Annotated in this window: 21 protein-coding genes; 6 read left to right on the top strand and 15 right to left on the bottom strand. The window is 60.4% G+C overall.

From position 1 onward, the window contains the following. Nucleotides 1–3 precede the first annotated feature (3 nt). From metW to ACXRVY_RS00740, 6 genes are all read right to left on the bottom strand, one after another. On the bottom strand, nucleotides 4–624 hold the full coding sequence (metW, locus tag ACXRVY_RS00765) for a methionine biosynthesis protein MetW (RefSeq protein WP_223456686.1): 621 nt from the start codon (nucleotides 622–624) through the stop codon (nucleotides 4–6). A gap of 7 nt (nucleotides 625–631) precedes the next feature. Then, nucleotides 632–1,771 carry a homoserine O-succinyltransferase MetX gene (gene metX / locus ACXRVY_RS00760; protein WP_223456688.1) on the bottom strand — a complete coding sequence of 380 codons (1,140 nt, stop codon included), beginning with the start codon at nucleotides 1,769–1,771 and terminating at the stop codon, nucleotides 632–634. A gap of 182 nt (nucleotides 1,772–1,953) precedes the next feature. Next, nucleotides 1,954–2,250: a DUF167 domain-containing protein gene (locus ACXRVY_RS00755; RefSeq protein WP_223456691.1), complete on the bottom strand. Its 297-nt coding sequence runs from the start codon at nucleotides 2,248–2,250 to the stop codon at nucleotides 1,954–1,956. Nucleotides 2,251–2,254: 4 nt separating this feature from the next. Then, nucleotides 2,255–2,845 (bottom strand): YggT family protein, encoded by a 591-nt coding sequence (locus ACXRVY_RS00750; protein ID WP_223456693.1) that lies wholly within the window; start codon nucleotides 2,843–2,845, stop codon nucleotides 2,255–2,257. Nucleotides 2,846–2,855: 10 nt separating this feature from the next. After that, complete coding sequence (gene proC, locus ACXRVY_RS00745; protein WP_223456695.1) at nucleotides 2,856–3,674, bottom strand: pyrroline-5-carboxylate reductase; 819 nt, start codon at nucleotides 3,672–3,674, stop codon at nucleotides 2,856–2,858. A gap of 34 nt (nucleotides 3,675–3,708) precedes the next feature. Next, nucleotides 3,709–4,395 (bottom strand): YggS family pyridoxal phosphate-dependent enzyme, encoded by a 687-nt coding sequence (locus ACXRVY_RS00740; protein WP_223456697.1) that lies wholly within the window; start codon nucleotides 4,393–4,395, stop codon nucleotides 3,709–3,711. 56 nt (nucleotides 4,396–4,451) lie between these two features. Here ACXRVY_RS00740 and ACXRVY_RS00735 point away from each other — a divergent pair, with 56 nt between their 5' ends. After that, nucleotides 4,452–5,486, top strand: a complete 1,035-nt coding sequence (locus ACXRVY_RS00735) for a type IV pilus twitching motility protein PilT (RefSeq protein WP_223456699.1) — start codon at nucleotides 4,452–4,454, stop codon at nucleotides 5,484–5,486. A gap of 129 nt (nucleotides 5,487–5,615) precedes the next feature. Here ACXRVY_RS00735 and ACXRVY_RS00730 read toward each other — a convergent pair whose 3' ends face one another. Next, on the bottom strand, nucleotides 5,616–6,236 hold the full coding sequence (locus tag ACXRVY_RS00730; RefSeq protein ID WP_223456700.1) for a C40 family peptidase: 621 nt from the start codon (nucleotides 6,234–6,236) through the stop codon (nucleotides 5,616–5,618). A gap of 251 nt (nucleotides 6,237–6,487) precedes the next feature. On the opposite strand from ACXRVY_RS00730, the gene ACXRVY_RS00725 reads away from it, so the two are divergent. Continuing rightward, on the top strand, nucleotides 6,488–6,907 hold the full coding sequence (locus tag ACXRVY_RS00725; protein ID WP_046039250.1) for an NINE protein: 420 nt from the start codon (nucleotides 6,488–6,490) through the stop codon (nucleotides 6,905–6,907). 94 nt (nucleotides 6,908–7,001) lie between these two features. On the opposite strand, the gene ACXRVY_RS00720 is transcribed toward ACXRVY_RS00725, so the two are convergent. The 8 genes from ACXRVY_RS00720 to gshB all read right to left on the bottom strand — a co-directional run bounded on the left by ACXRVY_RS00720 (nucleotide 7,002) and on the right by gshB (nucleotide 14,064). Beyond that, entirely contained in the window at nucleotides 7,002–7,400 is a 399-nt protein-coding gene (locus ACXRVY_RS00720; protein ID WP_458236950.1) for a hypothetical protein, read from the bottom strand. A gap of 661 nt (nucleotides 7,401–8,061) precedes the next feature. Then, the gene (locus ACXRVY_RS00715; protein ID WP_223456704.1) at nucleotides 8,062–9,333 is read right to left on the bottom strand and encodes a dihydroorotase; all 1,272 of its coding nucleotides are present in this window, start codon (nucleotides 9,331–9,333) and stop codon (nucleotides 8,062–8,064) included. After that, nucleotides 9,330–10,334: an aspartate carbamoyltransferase catalytic subunit gene (locus ACXRVY_RS00710; protein WP_007939362.1), complete on the bottom strand. Its 1,005-nt coding sequence runs from the start codon at nucleotides 10,332–10,334 to the stop codon at nucleotides 9,330–9,332. The genes ACXRVY_RS00715 and ACXRVY_RS00710 overlap by 4 nt, the downstream gene beginning before the upstream one ends. A 27-nt stretch (nucleotides 10,335–10,361) precedes the next feature. Further along, complete coding sequence (pyrR, locus tag ACXRVY_RS00705; protein ID WP_223456707.1) at nucleotides 10,362–10,865, bottom strand: bifunctional pyr operon transcriptional regulator/uracil phosphoribosyltransferase PyrR; 504 nt, start codon at nucleotides 10,863–10,865, stop codon at nucleotides 10,362–10,364. 79 nt (nucleotides 10,866–10,944) lie between these two features. Then, nucleotides 10,945–11,382 carry a Holliday junction resolvase RuvX gene (gene ruvX / locus ACXRVY_RS00700; protein ID WP_057398155.1) on the bottom strand — a complete coding sequence of 146 codons (438 nt, stop codon included), beginning with the start codon at nucleotides 11,380–11,382 and terminating at the stop codon, nucleotides 10,945–10,947. Beyond that, nucleotides 11,382–11,954 (bottom strand): YqgE/AlgH family protein, encoded by a 573-nt coding sequence (locus ACXRVY_RS00695; protein ID WP_223456709.1) that lies wholly within the window; start codon nucleotides 11,952–11,954, stop codon nucleotides 11,382–11,384. Before ACXRVY_RS00695 ends, ruvX begins: the two co-directional genes overlap by 1 nt. A 192-nt stretch (nucleotides 11,955–12,146) precedes the next feature. Beyond that, nucleotides 12,147–13,046, bottom strand: a complete 900-nt coding sequence (locus ACXRVY_RS00690) for an energy transducer TonB (RefSeq protein ID WP_223456711.1) — start codon at nucleotides 13,044–13,046, stop codon at nucleotides 12,147–12,149. Nucleotides 13,047–13,110: 64 nt separating this feature from the next. Beyond that, nucleotides 13,111–14,064, bottom strand: a complete 954-nt coding sequence (gene gshB / locus ACXRVY_RS00685; protein WP_095944401.1) for a glutathione synthase — start codon at nucleotides 14,062–14,064, stop codon at nucleotides 13,111–13,113. Between the two features lie 344 nt (nucleotides 14,065–14,408). Between gshB and pilG the strand changes: the two genes are divergently transcribed. The 4 genes from pilG to ACXRVY_RS00665 all read left to right on the top strand — a co-directional run bounded on the left by pilG (nucleotide 14,409) and on the right by ACXRVY_RS00665 (nucleotide 17,916). Then, nucleotides 14,409–14,813 carry a twitching motility response regulator PilG gene (gene pilG / locus ACXRVY_RS00680; RefSeq protein ID WP_223456712.1) on the top strand — a complete coding sequence of 135 codons (405 nt, stop codon included), beginning with the start codon at nucleotides 14,409–14,411 and terminating at the stop codon, nucleotides 14,811–14,813. A gap of 57 nt (nucleotides 14,814–14,870) precedes the next feature. Beyond that, nucleotides 14,871–15,236 carry a twitching motility response regulator PilH gene (gene pilH, locus ACXRVY_RS00675; RefSeq protein WP_223456713.1) on the top strand — a complete coding sequence of 122 codons (366 nt, stop codon included), beginning with the start codon at nucleotides 14,871–14,873 and terminating at the stop codon, nucleotides 15,234–15,236. Between the two features lie 10 nt (nucleotides 15,237–15,246). Continuing rightward, complete coding sequence (locus ACXRVY_RS00670; RefSeq protein ID WP_223456714.1) at nucleotides 15,247–15,786, top strand: chemotaxis protein CheW; 540 nt, start codon at nucleotides 15,247–15,249, stop codon at nucleotides 15,784–15,786. A gap of 69 nt (nucleotides 15,787–15,855) precedes the next feature. After that, complete coding sequence (locus ACXRVY_RS00665; protein ID WP_223456715.1) at nucleotides 15,856–17,916, top strand: methyl-accepting chemotaxis protein; 2,061 nt, start codon at nucleotides 15,856–15,858, stop codon at nucleotides 17,914–17,916. The last annotated feature ends 19 nt before the right edge of the window (nucleotides 17,917–17,935 follow it).

Below are 17,935 nucleotides of genomic sequence, written 5' to 3'. Positions count from 1 at the left end.
GGATCAGACCGCGACCTTGTGGTCGGAAAGTCCCGGACTGCTCACGCGGTAGATTCCGATCTCACCTAACAGATTAGGCCATAGCTTACTGGCCCACCCGTGCCGATGTTGTTGATCCACGGCAAGCCGATCAATGACCTTCGCCTCACGTTCGCGACACAAGGCTTCAAAGTCCGCGAAGGTGCAGAAGTGAATGTTCGGCGTGTTGTACCAGGTATACGGCAGGAACTCGGAAACCGGCATCCGGCCCTTGCTCGCCAGGTACCAGCGGCAGCGCCAGTGACCGAAGTTGGGGAAGGTGATGATGCACTGCCGGCCCACGCGCAGCATTTCCTCGAGGATCCTGTCCGGGTAGTGCACGGCTTGCAGTGCCTGGGTCATGACCACGATGTCGAAACTGTTGCTGGCAAAGTTGCCCAGGCCCTTGTCCAGGTCCTGTTCGATGACGTTGATGCCCTTGGCCACGCACTCGGCAATGTTGTCGGCGTCGTTTTCCAGGCCATAACCGGTGACTTGCTTGTTATCGCGCAGCCAGGTCAGCAGTTCGCCATCGCCGCACCCGAGGTCGAGCACGCGGCTGCCGGCGGGGATCCATTCCTGGATGATTTCCAGATCAGCTCTCATGGCTTTCTCACAGCGTAATGCGGTTCATGTAATTGCCGAATGCCTGCAGGTAGCGTGGGATCGGAATCAGGAAGGCGTCGTGGCCTTGCGGGGCGTCGATCTCGAGGTAGCAGACGTCCTTGCGCGCGGCCATCAGCGCGTCCACCAGTTCCCGCGAGCGGGCAGGGGAGAAGCGCCAGTCGGTGGTGAACGACATCACGCAGAACTTGGCCTTGGCACCTTCAAAGGTTTTCGCCAGGTTATCGTCGAAGTTCGCCGCCGGATCGAAGTAGTCGAGCGCTTTGGTCATCAACAGATACGTATTGGCATCGAAGCGCCCGGAGAACTCTTCGCCCTGATAGCGCAGGTAGCTTTCCACCTGGAACTCGACGCTGTGGAAGTCGTAGTTGAGCTTCTCGCTCTTGAGCCCGCGGCCGAATTTCTCGCCCATGGAGTCGTCGGACAGGTAGGTGATGTGCCCGACCATCCGCGCCAGCATCAGGCCGCGCTTGGGGATCACGTTGTGTTCCTGGAACGAACCGCCGTGGAACTCCGGGTCGGTGAGGATCGCCTGGCGCGCCACTTCGTTGAACGCGATGTTCTGTGCCGACAGCTTGGGTGCCGAGGCGATGGCCAGGCAGTGACGGATGCGGTCAGGGTAGGTGATGCTCCATTGCATCGCCTGCATGCCGCCGAGGCTGCCGCCGATCACGGCTGCGAATTGGGCGATACCGAGACGGTCCGCCAGACGCGCCTGGCTGTGCACCCAGTCTTCCACGGTCAATACCGGAAAGTCGGCACCGAACGGCTTGCCGGTGTCCGGATTGATGCTGCTCGGGCCGGTGGAGCCGTTGCAGCCGCCGAGGTTGTTCAGGCTGACCACGAAGAACTTGCTGGTGTCGATCGGCTTGCCGGGACCGATGCAGCTGTCCCACCAACCGGGTTTGCGGTCGTCGGCGCTGTGGTAGCCAGCGGCGTGGTGGTGGCCGGACAGGGCGTGGCAGATCAGCACGGCATTGCTCGCCGTGGCGTTGAGCGTGCCGTAGGTTTCGTAAATCAGGTCATAGGCCGGGAGCGAACGGCCGCAGGCGAGAGCCAGGGCTTCGCTGAAGTGCGCCACTTGCGGCGTCACCAGACCAACAGAATCGGGGGGAAAGGCAGCTGGCATCGACCCTGCTCTCGTTGAAATGAGGCGTAAGTCTAAAGACCGCTGGGGTTAGCGGCAAGCAAAGGCCCGAGCTGATTTTTTCATGTAAGACCGAGGTGCGGCCATCGCGGGCAAGCCACGCTCCCACAGGGGTACGCATTCCAATGTGGGAGCGAGCTTGCTCGCGATGAACGATGACGCGGTCAGCCCGTCGGGCGCACCAGATCCGGCAAGTCCGGCAACTTCTTCGGCGAGCAGATCCGCACCCGTTTCTGCCGGTTCAACTCGCCACTGATCAGGCTGACCTGGCTCTTGGACACGCCAAAGGCCTTGGCCAGAAACGCCATCAAATACGCGTTGGCCTTGCCCTCGACTGGCGGCGCGGTCAGGCGGATCTTCAGGCGATCGCCGTGCAGCCCGCAGAAGTCATCGCTACGGGCTGCCGGTTGCAGGTGACACTCCAGAATCAGGTCGTCACCGTCCCAGCGAAACCAGCTCACCGGGTCAGATCAACACGCGGAGGATTTCCGGCATCATGGTCATGGCGGCGAGGTTGTTGATCACCAGCATGTCGACCAGTTTGATGGCCAGGAACGCAAAGATCGGCGACAGATCCAGTCCGCCCAGATTCGGCAGGAACTTGCGGAATGGCGCCAGGGCCGGTTCGCAGACGTCGTTCACCAGTTCGGCACCCGGGTTATGGCTGCCCGGAGCGACCCAGGACAGGATTACGCTGATGATGAGGGCGAAGAAGAAAATCTTCATGAACAGCGCGGTCACGCCGATGACCGACCAGATCAGCAGTGGTAGCGGGTTGCCGGTGGTGCCGTAGGTCAGCAGCAGGGTCAGGGCCATCAGCGCCAGTTGTACCAGGATCGCCAGCACCAGCGAGGACATGTCCAGGCCGAATACGCTCGGGATGATCCGGCGCAGTGGCTTGAGCAGTGGCTGAGTGGCCTTGACGATGAACTGGCAGATCGGGTTGTAGAAGTTCGCCCGCACCAGTTGCAGTACGAAGCGCATCAGCACGATCAGCAGGTACAGGCTGCCGAGGGTTTGCAGCACGTAGACCGCTGCGGTATTCAATCCAATCATGAAAAGCTCCTTATTGACCCAGTTGTTCAGCCATCTCGGCCGAGCGATGCGCGGCAGCGCCGAGTGCTTTTTCGACCAGGGCTTCGAAGCCATTGGCCTGGAACGACTTGATTGCAGCTTCTGTGGTGCCCGCAGGCGAGGTGACGCGGCGGCGCAACTCGGCCGCGTCGACGTCGCTGGAGACGGCCATTTGGGCGGCGCCCAGTGCGGTTTGCAAGGTCAGTTGCGCGGCGATGTCCGCTGGCAGGCCAAGTTTCACGCCAGCGGCGGTCATGGCCTCGATCAGCAGGAAGAAATACGCCGGGCCCGAGCCTGAAACGGCGGTGACGGCGTCCAGTTGCTGCTCTTCATTCAGCCATAAGGCGATGCCGACTGCGGACAGCAGTTCCTGGGCCTGCTGACGCTGTTCGGCGGTCACTTCGGCTGTCGCGAACAGGCCGCTCGCGCCCTGACGCACCAGCGCTGGGGTGTTGGGCATGCAGCGCACGATCGGCTGGGTGCCGAGCCAGTTGTTCATGCTGGCGCAGGTGATGCCCGCGGCAATCGAAACCACCAGTTGATCGGGCTTGAGGCTTGGGCGAAGCGCTTCGCACACGGCTTTCATCGCCTGGGGCTTGACCGCCAGCACGACCACGTCGGCACCGTCGATGGCCTGGGCGTTGTCGGCGAAGGTTTCGATGCCATGCTCAGCACTCACGCGGGCGCGGGTTTCTTCGCCCGGATCGCTAGCGCGAATCTGTGCGGCTTCCAGACCCTTGGCCCGCAGGCCGCCAATCAGACTGGCGGCCATGTTGCCGGCACCGATAAAGGCAATACGTGTCTTGCTCATGTCAGGTCCTTATTCAGAAGTGTGTCAGCCATGTTTACGGCTGGCCGTAGTCGCGGGCGCCAAACAGGGCCGTACCAATACGGACCCAAGTGGCGCCCTGGGCGATGGCTGACTCAAGGTCGTGGCTCATGCCCATGGAAAGTGTGTCGAGCGGCAGGTTCAGGCTGGCTTGCAGGCTTTGCACGGCAGCGAAAGCGGCATCCTGGGCGGCGCGATCTTCAGTCGGTTCAGGAATAGCCATCAACCCGCGCAACTTCAAGCGCGGGAGGGCACTGATGGCGTTGGCCAGGGCCGGCAGGTCGGCCGGGGTGCAGCCGGATTTGCTGGCTTCACCGCTGACGTTGACCTGGATGCAGATATTCAGTGGCGGCAGATCGGCGGGACGTTGTTCGGACAGGCGTTGTGCGATTTTCAGGCGATCCACGGAATGCACCCAGTCGAAGTGCTCGGCGATGGCACGAGTCTTGTTCGATTGAATGGGGCCGATGAAGTGCCAGATCAAGGGCAGGTCGGCCAGTTCGAGCTGTTTGCCCAACGCTTCCTGCAGGTAGTTCTCGCCAAAGTCGCGCAAGCCGGCGGCGTAGGCTTCACGCAGGTCTTGTGCGGGTTTGGTCTTGCTCACGGCCAGCAGCTGGACGCTGTTCTCGGCGCGGTTGGCGGCGAGTGTTGCGGCATGGATGCGCGAACTAACTTCGAGAATGTTGTCTGCTATGGTGGACATCAAGAGGCGCCAGCGGTCTGAAGGTTCGCGGCATTCTACTGGAATTGAGAGACGCTATGGATATCACCGAACTGCTGGCATTCAGCGCCAAACAGGGGGCATCCGACCTGCACTTGTCCGCCGGCCTGCCGCCGATGATTCGGGTGGATGGCGATGTGCGGCGCATCAACCTGCCGGCCCTGGAGCACCAGCAGGTGCAGGTGCTGATCCATGCCATCATGAATGACGCCCAGCGGGTGGATTTCGAGAAACACCTGGAAACCGATTTTTCCTTTGAGGTGCCCGGTGTGGCGCGCTTCCGGGTCAATGCGTTCAATCAGAACCGTGGCGCGGGCGCTGTGTTTCGTACCATCCCGTCGAAAGTGCAGGGCATGGACGAACTGGGCATGGGGGACGTGTTTCGCAAAATGACCGACGCACCCCGTGGCCTGGTGCTGGTGACTGGCCCGACCGGTTCCGGCAAGTCCACCACGCTGGCGGCGATGATCGATTACCTCAATACCCATCGCCATCACCACATCCTCACCATCGAAGACCCTATCGAGTTTGTCCACGAGCCGCGCAAGTGCCTGATCAACCAGCGTGAGGTTCATCGAGATACCCGCAGCTTCGCCACCGCCTTGCGATCGGCACTGCGGGAAGACCCGGATGTGATTCTGGTGGGCGAAATGCGCGATCTGGAGACCATTCGCCTGGCGTTGACCGCCGCCGAAACCGGCCATCTGGTGTTCGGCACGCTGCACACCACGTCGGCGGCGAAAACCATCGACCGGGTAGTCGACGTGTTTCCGGGGGACGAGAAGTCGATGGTGCGTTCGATGCTCTCCGAGTCGCTGCTGGCGGTGGTGTCCCAGACCCTGGTGAAGAAAATCGGCGGCGGACGCATCGCGGCCCACGAGATCATGCTGGGGACATCGGCGATCCGGAACCTGATCCGCGAGGACAAGGTGGCGCAGATGTATTCGGCGATTCAGTCGGGAGGGTCGTTGGGGATGCAGACGCTGGATATGAGTTTGAAGGACCTGGTGACCAAGGGTTTGGTCAGTCGTGACCATGCGCGGGAGAAGGCGCGGTTACCGGATAACTTCTGAGGGAGTGGCTGTGCTTTCAAGGGCCCCATCGCGAGCAAGCTCGCTCCCACAGGGGGGCGCATCCCAATGTGGGAGCGAGCTTGCTCGCGATGGGGGCATCATGTTCGATGCAGATTCATGACACTGAAATCAGCGCTGAACGACGCGCAACTGATTCGGCTCTTTCGGCAGAACCCGCTTGGCAACCACGTAGTGGTTTTCCCAGTACGGTTTATTCAAAGTGTCGATGGACACCGACTTGCCGCGACGTGGCGCGTGGATGAAGCGATCGTTGCCCAGGTAAATGGCAACGTGATTGACCCGACGGCTCTTGATGTTGAAGAAAATCAGGTCGCCGGGCTTCAGGTCATTGCGATCGACTTTCTCCCCATGACCGCTGGCCATGGCATTGGAGGTGCGTGGCAGGTCGAACGAGGCGTCGTTGAACGCGTACTTCACCAGGCCGCTGCAATCGAAGCCTTTGCTTGGGCTGCTGCCGCCCCAACGATAGGGAGTGCCAAGGACGTTCACGGCGCGGCTCAGCACGTCGCTGCTTTCCTTGGTGCCCATCGGTGGAACCAGGCCGCTTTTGCTGCTGGCCAGGCTCGGAGCATATCTGGCGGATTTTTTGTCTTTGCTCGAAGGAGCAGAGGCATGGGATTTTGGGGTGTAACCATTAACGTTAGGAAGACGTTGCTCACGATTGGTGGCGTGGGCGGCCAGTGGCATCAAAAGGCAAATGGTTAGCCATGTCTTGAAAAATGAACGCATTAGGCAAGGCTCTTAATAGGTCAGCGCGCAACTTTATAACAGCTTTTTTGCCGCTTCCGAGGCCGTTGGTCGATTCAATCTGGAGGGCAATAGTGGCAAAAAAGCGGCAAAATGACGCAATTGTCGGACAGAAGTCCGGTGTTACAAGGCTTTGACGGGAGTGAAGGTAGCATTTGCCATACGTCGGATGCCTGTAAAAAAGTCACAAAGAATTAAAGAATATTTATCTATCGTGGGAATCGAGGTCATTCATGAACCCCTATCAACAGGCTGTCCAGCAGCAAGACACTCACAGCAAAGTGATCGGTTACCTGCTGTGGATTTTCGGTTTTACCGGCGCACACCGCTTCTATTACGGCAAGCCGGTGACCGGGACGATCTGGTTCTTCACCTTCGGCTTGCTCGGGATCGGTTGGCTGATCGACCTTTTCCTGATCCCGGCGATGGATCGCGAGGCTGACCTGCGGTTTACAGCCGGCCCGATCGAATACAACGTGGCGTGGATCCTGCTGACGTTTCTCGGGGTGTTTGGCGTGCACAGGATGTATCAGGGGAAATGGATCAGCGGACTGCTGTACCTGGTGACGGGCGGGTTGTTCTTTATTGGCGTGCTGTATGACTTCTGGACGTTGAATGACCAGGTGTCGGTGCGTAATGCACAGAGTCGTTGATTTCTGCGGCGAGGGGCAGGCCCCCTCGCCGCAGGCTTTTACTTCTGTTGACTGATCCAGCTATCTGCCTGCTTGAGTTATAGCCCATGAGTGGTTACTGAAATGCTTTCAGTAATTGAAGTTGAAGCGTTAAAAAAGCCATTGTGCTGAAGCTGTAGAAGATTGAAATGATGAAGTGGTTTGGGGTGGCCCAGTAATTTATGCTGTCGGCGAGAATCGCAAGCGATGCAATTGCAATTATTAATGCTGATATTTTTATCAAGGTTGAATTGGTGTGGCGGGCTTTTCTGTATAAAAATATTTGCATTAGGTGAAACATGAATAATACTAAGCCCGCAATCAGGATCGCACCTATTGGTATTCCGATTGAATCTCGATCTATGTCGTAAATGCCGGTGCTCAAATTTTTTTCTATGGTAAATATTGCTACGCTGGAAGTGAGCGCTAAAAGTAAAGGGTAGATGTAGTTCAGGTGTTTGTAGAGGGGCTTCATGTTGGCTCTTCCTGAATGCAGAAGCTCATAAATAAAGGCATTTATACCGTTTTTCATTCCGGCCAACCATGGAGCATACCCACTTCGGCTGAGGAAATGACGGGCCGTCGCACAGGTCTCCAGTTGAACACAGGATTAACTGTAAGCCTCCTGAGTTTCCCGTTATTCCTTTCGTTAGATAGGAGGTGTGGTAAGTCCATTTTTCATGTCTGGCTCCTTGTTTGTACAGCATTTGTATTCAGGGTGTTTGTAGTGATTTTTCTTTGTGCTGTTTTTATGTTAAATGATAGGTGTTGAATTTGCATTCAATAAGTTTGTAGGATGTTTCTGAATATTGCGAAGTTCCTTTCGCATAGGTGGTGAGTAGTCAGGAAGTTCTATTCATTGGATAGTTTTATTCGCCATCGTTTGTGGAAATGTTCTTGATGCAGATGTGTCGTTAGGGAGAGGCAGTGGATGACGGAGTAGGGGGAGGAGGGCTGTATGGCTTCTGGACGTTGAATGATCAGGTTTCCGTGCGCAACTCGCAGAGTAGGGGCGCTTTCTAAGACGCCATCGCGGGCAAGCCCGCTCCCACAGTGTTATCGGTTGGCTGCGAAATTTGCATCAACGCAGATTTACTGTGGGAGCGAGCCTGCTCGCGAATGCAGGCGACGCGGAGTTACGCCTGGTGGCTAATGCGCCCATCCACCAGGGTATAACGCACCACACCCGGCAGGCTGTGGCCAATGAACGGGCAGTTTTCGCCCTTGGATAGCCAGGTTTCACCCGCCACGGTCGAGGCCGCCGGGTCGAACAGTACGATGTCCGCCGCACCACCCACCGCCAGTTTGCCTGCTGGCAGGCGCAAGGCCTCGGCAGGGCCGGCACTCAGGCGCTTGAGCAGTGTCGGCAGGTCCAGCAAGCCATCTTCGACCAGGGTCATCGCCAGCGGCAACAGCAGTTCGACGCTGCTGATGCCCGGCTCGGTTGCGCCGAACGGTGCCAGTTTGGCGTCACGCTCATGGGGTTGGTGATGACTGGAGATGGCCGAGATCACGCCTGATTTCACCGCTGCGCGCAGGCCTTCGCGGTCGGCGCGGGTGCGTAGCGGCGGCTGGACGTGATACAGGCTGCTGAAGTCGATCAGCGCTTCGTCGGTGAGGATCAGCTGGTACAGGGCGACATCCGCGGTCACCTTCAGGCCCCGGGCCTGGGCCTGGGCGATCAATTCAACACCGCGGGCGCTGGTGAGCTGGCTGAAGTGCGCGCGCACGCCGGTCTGTTCAACCAGCAGCAGATCCCGGGCCAGGGCGACGGTCTCGGCACTTTCCGGGATGCCCGGCAAGCCAAGGAAGCTGGCGGTCGGGCCTTCGTGAGCCAGGCCGCCCTCGGCCAGGTCGTGATCCTGGGAGTTGAAAATCACCGTCAGGTCGAAGGTCGCTGCGTAGTCCAGCGCCCGGCACAGGGTGCGGTTGTTGCGAAAGCTCTCCAGGCCGTTGCCGAAGGCCACGCAACCGGCATCGCGCAGTGCCACCAGCTCTGCCAGCTGTTCGCCGTCCAGGCCTTTGCTCAGGGCGCCAATCGGGAAGACTTTGGTGTTGCCGGCCTCGCGGGCGCGGTCGAGGATCAGTTCGGCCACCGCCGAGGTGTCCAGCACCGGTTTGGTTTTTGGCGGGCAGCACAGGCTGGTCACGCCGCCAGCCGCCGCTGCGCGGGTTTCGCTGACAATCGAGCCTTTGCGGCTGTAACCCGGCTCACGCAGGGCAACGTTGAGGTCAACCAGGCCGGGAGCGGCCACCAGGCCTTTGGCGTCGATCGTGTCGACGGCGACAAAACCGGCTGGCGCAACGCCAAGGGCGACGACTTTGCAGGCTTCAATGTGGATGTCGGTCACTTGATCCAGGCCACTGGCCGGATCGATCACGCGGGCACCGAGAATGCTGAGCTTCACTGGGCGTTCTCCTGCTCGAATTGGCGCTGGGCTGTTTGCCCGCTCATGGCCATGGACAGCACGGCCATACGAATCGCGATGCCATAGGTCACTTGGTTGAGGATCACCGAGTGCGGGCCGTCGGCCACCGCCGACTCGATTTCCACGCCGCGGTTGATCGGCCCCGGGTGCATCACGATGGCATCGGGCTTGGCACCGGCCAGGCGCGCGGTGGTCAGGCCGAACAGGCGGTAGAACTCGCCTTCGCTCGGCAGCAGGCCGCCGGTCATGCGTTCACGCTGCAGGCGCAGCATGATCACCACGTCGACATCTTTCAGGCCTTCGGTCATGTCGGTGTAGACCTTTACGCCGTATTGCTCGATGCCGATCGGCAGCAGGGTTTTCGGCGCGATCACGCGGATGTCCGGGCAACCGAGGGTTTTCAGCGCCAGCATGTTCGAGCGTGCGACCCGCGAGTGCAGGATGTCGCCGACGATGGCCACCGAAAGGTTTTCGAAACCGCCCTTGTGTCGGCGGATGGTCAGCATGTCGAGCATGCCCTGGGTCGGGTGCGCGTGCCGGCCGTCACCGCCGTTGATGATCGCCACCTGTGGGCAAACATGTTCGGCGATGAAGTGCGCGGCGCCGGAATCGCCGTGGCGCACGACGAACATGTCGGCGGCCATGGCTTCCAGGTTGCGCAGAGTGTCGAGCAGGGTTTCGCCCTTGCTCGCCGACGACGTGGACACGTTGAGGGTAATCACATCCGCCGAGAGCCGCTGGGCCGCCAGTTCGAAGGTGGTGCGGGTGCGGGTCGAGTTTTCGAAGAACACGTTGCACACGGTCTTGCCGCGCAGCAGCGGGACTTTTTTCACGGCCCGGGCGCCGACTTCGAGGAAGGAGTCGGCGGTGTCGAGGATTTCCGTCAACAGCTCGCGGCGCAAACCGTCGAGCGAGAGGAAGTGGCGCAGCTGACCCTGATCATTGAGCTGCAGCGGGCGCTTGGTTTCTAGAGGCGTCATCGCGAGGGGGACTCTCAATAGGGCGAATTAAAGGGCGAGGTCTTGCAGTTCGAGCGCGAGCTCCGGGCCAGACAGCTTTACCCGTTCGTGGGCAGCCAGGGACAGGGTCGCGCCTACCACGTTCGGGCGGATCGGCAGCTCGCCGGCGTCCAGATCCAGCAGGCACACCAGCGTCACGCTGGCCGGGCGGCCGTAGTCGAACAGTTCGTTCATGGCGGCGCGGATGGTCCGACCGCTCATCAGCACGTCGTCGATCAGCACCAGGTGCTGGCCTTCGATCTCGAACGGCAGCGCCGAAGGGCGAACCTGCGGGTGCAGGCCGTTCTGGCTGAAATCGTCGCGGTAGAAGGACACGTCGAGAGTGCCGAGGGGCTCATTGCTGCCCAGTTCCTTGAGCAGGGCCTGGGCCACCCAGACGCCGCCGGTACGGATGCCGATGAAACGCGGGTCGCTGATGCCTCGTTTGGCCAAATAAGCGTCAAGTCGGGTTGCCATCTGGCTGACCAGTTCGGCGGGATTGGGCAGGCTCATGGTTGCTCCTTCTTGGGTTCGAGCCAGCTTGTGCGCAAAATGGCTCGGGTTGTAGCTAATGGAGACGCACAACGGCTCTTCAGGACTCGAACAGTGCGCCATTTTCGTCGAGCCAGCCTTGCAGCAGCAGGGCGGCGGCGATGGCATCGACCGGGTTGTCACGGTAACTGCCTTTCTGGCCGCCCCGGGCCAGGCGTTCGCCCTTGGCCTCAAAGGTGGTCAGGCGTTCATCGTGGGTATAGAAGGGCAGGTTGAAGCGGCCGTTCAGGCGCCGGGCGAACTTTTCTGCGCGGGCGCACATGTCACTGGGGGTGCCGTCCATGTTCAGCGGCAGGCCGACCACCACGGCATCGGGCTTCCATTCTTTGATGAGGGCTTCGACCTGGTTCCAGTCGGGAATGCCGTTCTGCGCTTTCAGGGTGCACAGCTCGCGGGCCTGGCCGGTCACCACCTGGCCGACCGCAACACCAATCTGTTTGGTGCCGTAGTCGAATCCGAGAATCAGCCGCAGGGCCATCAGGCGTGCCCCGCCTGGCTGGTCAGCAGGCTGAGGTTCACGCCCAGATGTTTGGCTGCCGCTTCCAGGCGCAGTTCGCTGCTGGTGTTGAACAGGATGTCGGCGTCAAACGGGCAGGTCAGCCAGGCGTTCTGCGCCAGTTCGGCCTCCAGCTGCCCGGCTTCCCAGCCGGCATAGCCGAGGGCAATCAGGCTTTTGGCCGGGCCGACGCCGTCAGCGATGGCGAACAGTATGTCCTGGGTGGTCGACAGGGATAATTCGTCTTCCAGATCAACGGTTGCCTGGAAGCTCAGCCCCTTGGGGTGAAGGACAAAGCCGCGATCGGTCTGCACCGGGCCGCCGACAAAGATCGGCACATGCTGGCAGAGCGCTGGCGGTTCGATATCCGGGCGCAATTGCTCAAGGATATCGGCCAGACTCAGCTCTTGCGGACGGTTGACYACCAGCCCCATGGCACCATTGGCCGTGTGCTCGACGATGTAGGTCAAGGTGTGCGCAAAGTTCGGGTCGGCCATGTGCGGCATGGCGATCAGGAATTGATGCTTGAGGTAGCTGGGGCTGACGTTTTTCATGAGCGCTAGTGTGGCGTTCGAGGGGCGAACTGACAAGCTGGGGATGCACAGGAAATGCCTCAAATCCCCACTGACGACTTGGATTCCTGTGGGAGCGAGCTTGCTCGCGATGGCGGCCTGGCAGTCGACATCTCTGTTGAATGTGAAGTTGTCATCGCGAGCAAGCTCGCTCCCACAGGGTTTCGGGGGTGGTCAGTTGCTTGAGAGCCTGTCCCCACGGGCAAACTTCCAGGTGCGGATGATCTCCAGCCGGTCAACATCCGAGAGATCCCCGGTAAACGGTGCAAACGGCGCCGCCAGCCGGACGATTCGTTGCGCCGCCTGGTCCAGCAGCGGCTGGCCGGAAGACTCCAGCACCAGTACTTCATACAGCGAACCGTCGCGATTGATCGACACCATCAGGCGCAAGTTGCCGTAGATCTGTTTGCGCCGCGCTTCGTCGGGGTAATTGAGGTTGCCGATGCGCTCGACTTTCTTGCGCCATTCGTCCTTGTACCAGGCGCCCTTGTCGCGCATGGTCGAGGCCGCGCTCAAGCGGTGAATGCGCGGGCGCTTGGCGTACAGCTGTTGTTCGGCGGCCAGTTCCGCTTCCAGGCTGGCGATGTCGCTGGACAGCTGCTCGCTGTCGAACGTCGGTGCCTGGACCTGGGATTTGACCTCGGTCTTGGGCTCCTCGGTCTTGGCGGGGGCTTTTTTCGGTTTCGGTGCCACGGTGGTCACGGCAGCCTTGGGCGGGGCTTCCTGCGTTTCAGGCTTGGCGGCCGGCGGTGGCGTGACCTTTTGCACCTTGTTGTCCTGGAACGGCGCGACCTCGGTGGTCTTGGGAATCGCCTTTTTATCCAGGGTGCCGCTGCCTTGCTGATTCTCCTGGGCGAGGAAGTCGGCCTTTTCAGGCTTCTTTTCGCTTTTGAAGGTGGCGAGGGTGATTTCCAGGGTTTTGCTGATCTGCTTTGGTTCGACCACTGCAAACCCGACACCCAACAGCAAGGCCAGGTGGATCAGCGCCGCCAGAAACAGGGTAAAACCGAGGCGATCGGCCGGGCGCACGCCACGGTGGGCGAGTTCGGCAGGCAGATCGGACGGGAGGGTCATGACAAGGAAACCAACATCGCGTTTTCACAGGCCGCGCATGATAACGCAATGTTGGTTTGGCTAATCAACGTGCCTTGAGCTTCTGATCGATGGCATCCATCAGCATGCCGCCGATGTCGGTGCCAAACGCGTTATCAATCTCGCGAATGCAGGTCGGGCTGGTGACGTTGATCTCGGTCAGGTGCTCGCCGATCACGTCCAGGCCAACGAACAACAGGCCTTTTTCACGCAGGGTCGGGCCGACTTGCGCGGCGATCCAGCGGTCCTTGTCGGTCAGCGGGCGGGCTTCGCCACGGCCACCGGCGGCGAGGTTGCCACGGGTTTCGCCCTTGGCCGGAATCCGCGCCAGGCAATAATCCACAGGCTCGCCATCGATCATCAGGATGCGCTTGTCACCATCGACGATAGCTGGCAGGTAACCCTGGATCATGATTTGCTGCTGACCATGCAGGGTCAGGGTTTCGAGGATCACCGAGAGGTTCGGGTGGCCGGCGGTGTGGCGGAAAATCGAGGAGCCGCCCATGCCGTCCAGCGGCTTGAGAATCACATCGCCATGGTGATCGGCGAATTCGCGCAGTACGTCCGGGCGGCGGCTGACGATGGTCGGCGGCGTGCACTGCGGGAACAGTGTGGCGAACAGCTTTTCGTTGCAGTCGCGAAGGCTTTGCGGCTTGTTGACCACCAGCACACCGGCGCGCTCGGCTTGTTCCAGCAAATAAGTGGAGTAGACGAACTCCATGTCGAACGGCGGATCCTTGCGCATCAGGATCACGTCCAGATCGCTTAGCAGTGCGTCGCTTTCAGCGCCCAGTTCGAACCATTTTTCCGGGTTGGCGAACACCTGCAGCGGACGCATCCGCGCCCGCGCCTGGCCTTCGCCCTGATAGAGGTCGCGCTGCTCCATGTAGAACAGCTCCCAGCCGCGCTTTTGCGCGGCCAGCAGCATGGCCAGCGAGCTATCCTTTTTATAGGAAATGCTGGCGATAGGGTCCATGACAATCCCGACGCGAACGCTCATTGGGTTTTCCTCGAAATTTTGGGGGCTTGTGCCGATCTGTAGGAGCGAGCCTGCTCGCGATGGATGTCAGAGCACCGCGTTCATCCAGCCAGCACGCGTCATCGTTAGCGATCATCGCGAGCAGGCTCGCTCCTACAAAGAGCCGTATAAAAGTGGCGTCAGAGTGGCGCTGAGTGTGTTCCCGGTCAAGGAAAAACCACCTTGAAGGTCGGCCGATAGATTGGTTTTGGAGACTGTGCTAAAAAGGCTGCCAAGTGGTAATGGCCCTTGAACATCAAGGGTTTCGAGCTGCCGTTAACCGGCAAACGGACAAATTGTTTCGCAAAGGCGACGGTAGAGCATTTATGGAACAGCACCCCAGCGCCTTGAAGGTCATGGTGATCGACGATTCGAAGACGATTCGTCGCACCGCCGAAACGCTGTTGAAGAGCGTCGGGTGCGAAGTCATTACCGCCATCGACGGCTTCGATGCCCTGGCCAAGATTGCCGACAACCATCCCGGCATCATCTTTGTCGACATCATGATGCCGCGCCTGGATGGCTACCAGACCTGCGCCCTGATCAAGAACAACAGCGCGTTCAAGTCCACGCCGGTGATTATGCTGTCGTCCAAGGACGGGCTGTTCGACAAGGCCAAGGGGCGCATCGTCGGCTCCGACCAGTTTTTGACCAAGCCTTTCAGCAAGGAAGAATTGCTTGATGCGATCCAGGCCCATGTACCGGGTTTCGCCGCCGTTTTGCCGCAGTAGGACACGCACAGTGACGCTCGGCCATCGGGCCCGGCGTCGACAAGAATGGGGAAGACCATGGCACGTATTCTGATCGTCGATGATTCGCCGACCGAAATGTACAAACTGACCGGCATGCTGGAAAAGCACGGTCATGAAGTGTTGAAAGCCGAAAACGGCGCCGACGGTGTGGCCCTGGCCCGCCAGGAAAAACCCGACGCGGTGCTGATGGACATTGTCATGCCCGGCCTCAACGGCTTCCAGGCGACCCGTCAGCTCACCAAGGATCCGGAAACCGGACACATCCCGGTGATCATCATCACCACCAAGGACCAGGAAACCGACAAGGTCTGGGGCACGCGCCAGGGCGCCAGGGATTACCTGACCAAACCGGTCGATGAAGACACCCTGATCAATACCCTGAACAACGTGCTGGCCGGTTGATCGTCAGGTCATGAACGAGTCGCTGACGGCTTTTGAGCTGCTGCTGCAAATCGACCGGCGCTGTCGTTTGCTGGCGGCGGACTTGCCGTCCCAGCCACCCCGGCGGGACAGCTGGAGCGGCATCGGTTTTCGCCTGGGCGAGCACTGGTACGTCGCGCCCATGAGCGAAGTCAGCGAAGTCCTGCACGAGCCGCGCGTCACTCAGCTGCCGGGGGTCAAACCCTGGGTCAAGGGTGTCGCCAACCTGCGCGGGCGTTTGCTGCCGGTCATGGACTTGTGCGGCTTCTTCGGGCACGAGCTTTCGGCGGTGCGCGGGCAGCGGCGGGTGTTGGTGGTGGAACATGAAGAGGTGTTTGCCGGGTTGTTGGTCGACGAAGTCTTCGGCCTCCAGCACTTTGCCCAGGACAGCCTGGAGCCGGTGCTGGCAGAAGAGTTGAAAGGGCCTATGGCGGCGTTCGTCAAAGGCCGGTTTCAGCGCGAGCAGTGCTGGCAGGTGTTCAGCCCGTTTGCGTTGACGCAGTCTCAGGGGTTCATGAACGTCGCGGTGTAGTTGGAGCAAGCTCGCTCCCACAGGTTCCCCGGTAAGTCTTGGAAGGTGCTGGTTAACAGGCGAGGACCGATGATAAAAGCAAAAGCAGGCAAGCCATTGGAAGGGTCGCGCAGCCGGTCGCAGATTATCGTGCTGTTCATCGCGCTGATCGTCTTCATCATGCTGCTGTTCGCCAACTTCGCGTACCTCAACACCCAGGCTACCTACGACAAACAGTACATCGGCCACGCGGGCGAACTGCGCGTGCTGTCCCAGCGTATCGCCAAGAACGCCACCGAAGCCGCCGCCGGCAAGGCTGCCGCGTTCAAGTTGCTCAGCGATGCGCGCAACGACTTCGCCCAGCGCTGGGGTTATCTGAAAAAGGGCGACCCGGCCACCGGCCTGCCGCCGGCCCCTGCTACCGTGCGTCCGGAGATGCGCGCGGTGCAACAGGACTGGGAACGCCTGCTGAAAAACACCGATGCGATTCTTTCCAGCGAGCAAACCGTACTGTCGCTGCATCAGGTCGCCGCGACCCTGGCCGAAACCGTGCCGCAGTTGCAGGTCGAGTACGAAAAAGTCGTCGAGATTCTCCTGCAACGGGGCGCTCCGGCGGCCCAGGTGGCGATGGCCCAGCGCCAATCGCTGCTGGCCGAGCGGATCCTCGGCGCGGTCAACACGGTATTGGCCGGCGACGAAAATTCACAGCAGGCCGCCGATGCGTTCGGACGTGATGCGACGCAGTTCGGCAAGGTGCTCAACGGCATGCTCCAGGGCGACCCGGCGCTCAAGGTCAGCCAGGTCGAAGATCGTGACGCCCGTGCGCGTCTCGCGGAAATCTCCGAGCTGTTCGAGTTCGTCTCGGGCTCGGTGGACGAGATCCTCGAAACCTCGCCGGAGCTGTTCAAGGTCCGCGAATCGGCCTCGAACATTTTCAGTCTGTCGCAAACCCTGCTCGATGAAGCCTCGCACTTGGCCAACGGTTTCGAAAACCTGGTCGGTGGACGCACCACCGACACCATTGGTGGTTACGTACTGGGCTTGCTGGCGCTGGCTTCGATCATCCTGATCGGCATGGTGATGGTGCGCGAAACCAATCGTCAGTTGCGCGAAACCGCGGAGAAAAACGAGCGTAACCAGAACGCGATCATGCGCCTGCTCGACGAGATCGAAGACCTGGCCGACGGCGACCTCACGGTGACCGCCTCGGTGACCGAAGACTTTACCGGCACCATCGCCGATTCGATCAATTACTCCGTCGACCAGTTGCGCGATCTGGTCGCGACCATCAACCTCACCGCCGGCCAGGTCGCAGCCGCCGTGCAGGAAACCCAGGCCACCGCCATGCACCTGGCCCAAGCGTCGGAGCATCAGGCCCAGCAGATTTCCGAGGCCTCCATGGCAATCAACGACATGGCCGAGTCGATCGACCAGGTGTCGGCCAACGCAGCTGAATCTTCGGCGGTTGCCGAGCGCTCGGTGGAAATCGCCAACAAGGGCAACGAGGTGGTGCACAACACCATCCACGGCATGGACAACATTCGCGAGCAGATCCAGGACACCGCCAAGCGCATCAAGCGCCTGGGCGAGTCGTCCCAGGAAATCGGCGACATTGTCAGCCTGATCGATGACATTGCCGACCAGACCAACATCCTTGCCCTCAACGCGGCTATCCAGGCGTCCATGGCCGGTGACGCCGGTCGCGGTTTCGCCGTGGTCGCCGATGAAGTGCAGCGCCTGGCCGAGCGCTCATCCGCCGCCACCCGGCAGATCGAAACCCTGGTGCGGGCGATCCAGACCGACACCAACGAAGCGGTCATCTCCATGGAGCAGACGACGACCGAAGTGGTGCGCGGCGCCCGTCTGGCGCAGGATGCCGGTGTGGCCCTGGAAGAAATCGAAGGCGTCTCCAAGACGCTCGCGGCATTGATCCAGAGCATTTCCAATGCGGCGCAACAGCAGACGTCGTCGGCCGGTCAGATTTCCCTGACGATGAACGTGATCCAGCAGATCACCTCGCAGACGTCGTCGGGTTCCACCGCCACGGCCGATAGCATCGGCAACCTGGCGAAAATGGCCAGTCAATTGCGTCGTTCGGTGTCCGGTTTCACCTTGCCGGATGCCAAGGCGCAGGTTGTGGACAAAGCTTGAACCGCCCATGGGTATCTGA

The organism is Pseudomonas sp. P5_A2_2 (assembly GCF_054177685.1).
Note: the sequence above shows the minus strand (reverse complement) of the source record. Positions and strands in the feature narration are given on the sequence as shown.